General features: G+C 70.0%; 6 protein-coding genes. All 6 read left to right on the forward strand.

Annotated elements, in window-relative coordinates:
* A partial coding sequence (locus ACJA3G_RS32170; RefSeq protein ID WP_406556572.1) for an RsmD family RNA methyltransferase occupies positions 1-246 on the forward strand: 246 nt, incomplete at its 5' end.
* A 20-nt stretch (positions 247-266) separates the two neighbouring features.
* On the forward strand, positions 267-749 hold the full coding sequence (gene coaD, locus ACJA3G_RS32175; protein WP_358833541.1) for a pantetheine-phosphate adenylyltransferase: 483 nt from the start codon (positions 267-269) through the stop codon (positions 747-749).
* A gap of 96 nt (positions 750-845) precedes the next feature.
* Positions 846-1,973, forward strand: a complete 1,128-nt coding sequence (locus ACJA3G_RS32180) for an ATP synthase F0 subunit B (RefSeq protein WP_406556573.1) — start codon at positions 846-848, stop codon at positions 1,971-1,973.
* 174 nt (positions 1,974-2,147) lie between these two features.
* Complete coding sequence (locus ACJA3G_RS32185) at positions 2,148-2,795, forward strand: YceD family protein (protein ID WP_406556575.1); 648 nt, start codon at positions 2,148-2,150, stop codon at positions 2,793-2,795.
* Between the two features lie 2 nt (positions 2,796-2,797).
* Entirely contained in the window at positions 2,798-2,971 is a 174-nt protein-coding gene (rpmF, locus tag ACJA3G_RS32190; RefSeq protein ID WP_026165248.1) for a 50S ribosomal protein L32, read from the forward strand.
* Between the two features lie 19 nt (positions 2,972-2,990).
* Positions 2,991-3,824, forward strand: a complete 834-nt coding sequence (gene rnc, locus ACJA3G_RS32195; RefSeq protein WP_406556574.1) for a ribonuclease III — start codon at positions 2,991-2,993, stop codon at positions 3,822-3,824.
* The last annotated feature ends 126 nt before the right edge of the window (positions 3,825-3,950 follow it).

Below are 3,950 nucleotides of genomic sequence, written 5' to 3' on the forward strand. Positions count from 1 at the left end.
ACCCCCTTCGACGTGGTGTTCCTCGACCCCCCCTACGCGGTCACCGATGACGATCTTCGCGAGATCCTCCTCACACTCCGCACTCAGGGGTGGCTCGCCGACGCGTGCCTGGTCACCGTGGAGCGCAGCACCAGAGGCGGGGAATTCGGCTGGCCCCAGGGGTTCGAGCCGCTGCGGGCCCGCCGTTACGGCGAGGGCACGCTTTGGTACGGTCGCGCCGCCTCTACGTGCGAAGACGCACCATGACCGGGAGCGAGGGACTTCAGTTGCGCCGTGCCGTCTGTCCGGGATCGTTCGACCCCATCACCAATGGACACCTCGACATCATCGCCCGGGCCTCGAAGCTGTACGACGTCGTGCACGTCGCGGTGATGATCAACCAGTCGAAGAAGGGCCTGTTCACCATCGACGAGCGGATCGACCTGATCCGCGAGGTGACCGCCGACTTCGGCAACGTGGAGGTCGAGTCCTTCCACGGCCTGCTGGTCGACTTCTGCAAGCAGCGTGACATCCCGGCCATCGTGAAGGGTCTGCGCGCGGTCAGCGACTTCGACTACGAGCTCCAGATGGCCCAGATGAACAACGGCCTCTCGGGCGTCGAGACCCTCTTCGTGCCCACCAACCCGACCTACAGCTTCCTGTCGTCGTCGCTGGTCAAGGAGGTCGCGGCCTGGGGCGGGGACGTCTCCCACCTGCTGCCCGCGACCGTCCACGACGCCCTCGTGGCGCGGATCGCCGAACAGCGCTGAGCTGACTGACCGTCAGCTGGTGTCGGGCGGGCCCCGACTGGCCTTACAGTCGTCCCGTCCGTCTCCCAACCAGTCGTAGAGAGTGGCGAGCCCACGGTGGACGTGCAGAAGAAGCTGGACGAGATCGTCGACGTCGTCGCCGGCGCCCGCTCCATGCCCATGTCGGCCTCGTGCGTGGTCAACCGCGCCGAGCTGCTCGCGCTCCTGGAGGAGGTGCGCCAGGCCCTGCCCGGCTCCCTCGCCCAGGCCCAGGAGCTGATCGGCGGCCGTGAGCAGCTGGTCGAGCAGGCCCGCCAGGAGGCCGAGCGGATCATCGAGTCCGCGCACGCCCAGCGCGGCACGCTGATCTCCGACACGGCCGTCGCCCGCCAGTCCCAGGACGAGGCCGACCGCATCCTCGCCGACGCCAAGCGCGAGGCCGAGGAGATCCGCGCCGAGGCCGACGACTACGTCGACTCCAAGCTGGCCAACTTCGAGGTCGTCCTCACCAAGACCATCGGCTCGGTCGACCGGGGCCGGGAGAAGCTCCTCGGCCGGGGCCCCGGCCTCGACGAGCAGGGGCAGGCGGACGCGGACGCGCCCGAGTACAGCGCGGACCCCCAGACGCTCATCCAGCGCGCCGACGAGTACGTCGACGCCAAGCTCGGCGCCTTCGAGGCCGTCCTCGCCAAGACGCTGGAGGCCGTGGGCCGGGGCCGCGAGAAGCTGCACGGACGGATCGCCTCGGACGAGCTGGGCGCCCACATGGCCGCCCAGGACGCCGCGGGCGCCCTCGGCGGCCACACCAGCGACGCGGACTACCTGGCGGGCCTGGCCGAGCTGGCCGACCCGCAGCCGCAGGCCGCGCAGTCCCAGCAGCCCCAGCAGGCCGGGGTCCCCGCCCAGGTCTACGACCCGTACGGCTACGGACAGGCCCAGGCCCAGGCCCAGCCGCAGGCCCAGCAGGACCCGTACGCCTACCAGCAGCCCCAGCAGCAGTACGCCCAGTACGGCTACGACCCGCAGCAGCAGGACCCGTACGCCTACGACCCCCAGGCATACGGCCAGGACCAGGGCCAGCTGCACGACCCGGGCCAGGTCCACCACGACCAGCAGGGCGGGCACGGTCAGGACTACGGCCGGCAGACCGCGCACCCGCAGCAGCCCGCGCTCGACGAGACCAGCCTCTTCGACACGAGCATGATCGACCTCGAACAGCTGCGGCAGTACGAGCAGGGCCGCTGAGCGCACCGCCCCCCTCCGGGGCGGGCCGCGGGACCGGATTGGGTCAAACGCGGCGCGTCAAGTAAACTGGCTCTTCGGTCGCGCGTACGTCCGCGATCAACGCTGCCCGCGCATCGCCGCACCCACGGCGACGCCTGGCGGCCAACCCTCCACGATCCGAAAGCGGGAAGAACCCTGAGTACGCACCTCGACCACCGCAACCCTCTCGTGTTCGACACACGCGAGCTGGGCCGGCGTCCCGGTGCCCTCCAGCGGATCTCCCGCACGGTCGAGGCGCCCGCCGATCTCGGGATCGACGGTGTTATCGGTGTGCCCCAGGGCGCGCCCGTGGAGATCAAGCTCCGCCTGGAGTCGGTCATGGAAGGGGTGCTTGTCACAGGCACCGCCCGTGCATCGGCCGAGGGGGAGTGCGTAAGGTGTCTGGAGCCGCTGGAGCTCGCGCTCGATGCGGACTTCCAGGAGTTGTTCTCGTACCCTGACGCCGACGACCGGGGCCGCAGCAAGCAGGCGGAGCCGGCCGACGACGCCGAGGACGAGGACGTCATGCCGCTCGAGGACGGAATGTTCGACCTCGAGCCGGTGCTGCGTGACGCGGTGGTGCTCGCACTGCCGATGCAGCCGGTGTGCCGGGAGACCTGCCTCGGCCTGTGTTCCACCTGTGGATTCAGGCTTGAGGACGACCCCGACCACCACCACGACGCCGTCGACATCCGTTGGGCGGCACTGCAAGGACTCGCCGGGACCATCCAGGACGGCGAGAAGGACAACATGAGCGGCACTGCCTCTGACGTGCAGCGCGCCGCCGAGAAGCAGGAGAAGTAGCCGTGGCTGTTCCGAAGCGGAAGATGTCGCGCAGCAACACGCGCCACCGCCGGTCGCAGTGGAAGGCTGCGGTCCCCACCCTGGTTTCGTGTGAGCGTTGCCAGGAGCCGAAGCAGCAGCACATCGCGTGCCCGAGCTGCGGCACCTACAACAAGCGCCAGGTCCTCGAGGTCTGAGCGGCTGGTGAGAGGCCCGATGTCTGATCTGTCGAATGCCGGCGCCAAGAAGGCGGGCAGTAGCGACAACAACTCGGCCTCGTCCCACACGCTTCTGGAAGGGCGGCTCGGGTATCACCTTGAGTCCGCCCTTCTGGTGCGTGCGCTGACCCATCGTTCCTACGCATACGAGAACGGCGGTCTGCCGACCAACGAACGGCTCGAGTTCCTCGGGGACTCGGTGCTCGGTCTCGTCGTCACCGACACGCTGTACCGTACCCACCCCGATCTCCCGGAAGGCCAGTTGGCCAAGCTCCGGGCCGCGGTGGTCAACTCTCGTGCGCTGGCGCAGGTGGGCCGTGGGCTCGACCTCGGCTCCTTCATCCGGCTCGGCCGGGGCGAAGAGGGCACGGGCGGCCGGGACAAGGCTTCCATCCTCGCCGACACCCTTGAAGCGGTGATCGGCGCGGTCTATCTGGACCAGGGTCTTGGGGCGGCTTCCGAGCTCGTCCACCGGCTCTTCGACCCCCTGATCGAGAAGTCCTCGAACCTCGGGGCCGGCCTGGACTGGAAGACCAGTCTCCAGGAGCTCACCGCGGCCGAAGGCCTCGGCGTTCCGGAGTACCTGGTCTCCGAGACGGGTCCCGACCACGAGAAAACCTTCACTGCTGCCGCCCGCGTCGGTGGTGTCTCGTACGGCACCGGCACCGGCCGCAGCAAGAAGGAAGCGGAGCAGCAGGCCGCAGAGTCCGCATGGCGCGCGATCCGCGCGGCGGCGGACGAGCGGATCGCACGGGCGAAGGCGGAGGCCGAGGCCCCCGCGACCGAGCCGACCGGCGGGACGCCGACCCCCGCCGCCGACCCGGCAGCCTGACCGTTTCCTGAACCCCTGCCCGCACGGATTCCGTGCGGGCAGGGGTTTTTCGCGCCCGCGCGCAGCAGCCGCCTCCCCCTCGGGCGCGCGGACCGACGTGCGGCCCGGGCGCCGGTGAGGGGGAGG

Origin of the sequence: Streptomyces sp. YS-3 (genome assembly GCF_045257485.1) — a bacterium.
Lineage (GTDB): Bacteria > Actinomycetota > Actinomycetes > Streptomycetales > Streptomycetaceae > Streptomyces.

What these genes read in the sequence shown, in the direction of transcription:
- rnc (WP_406556574.1), top strand. Translation starts at nt 2,991, where the DNA reads ATGTCTGATCTGTCGAATGCCGGCGCCAAGAAGGCGGGCAGTAGCGAC.